This window comes from Limnospira sp. PMC 1279.21, from assembly GCF_032349615.1.
Lineage (GTDB): Bacteria > Cyanobacteriota > Cyanobacteriia > Cyanobacteriales > Microcoleaceae > Limnospira > Limnospira fusiformis.
The window spans coordinates 1-282 of the sequence record NZ_JARPLU010000605.1; the positions used below are offsets into that span (position 1 = coordinate 1).

At 38.7% G+C, this 282-nt stretch carries 1 protein-coding gene; it reads left to right on the forward strand.

Going from position 1 to position 282, the window contains the following annotated elements:
• Window positions 1-282: group II intron maturase-specific domain-containing protein (locus P5683_RS26185; protein WP_315642630.1), on the forward strand; the 282-nt coding region annotated here is incomplete at both ends.

Sequence of the window (282 nt, forward strand, 5' to 3'; positions counted from 1 at the left end):
TAAAGCTCATACAGAAGTAATTAAGGGTGTAATAAAACAACATAAAACAGCACCCCAATCAGCTCTGATAAGCAAACTAAACCCAAGTATAAAGGGATGGTCAAACTACTACTCAGGGGTAGTCTCATCTGAGACCTTCAATAAACTGGATAACATAGTCTGGTTAATGTTACGGGCATGGACAGTATCAAGATGCAGAAAGGTAAACTACGAGAAGCTAGGAAACTACTTCCAACAAGGAACGGTTAAACTTAGCAATGGGAAAGAAAGACATGAATCTTC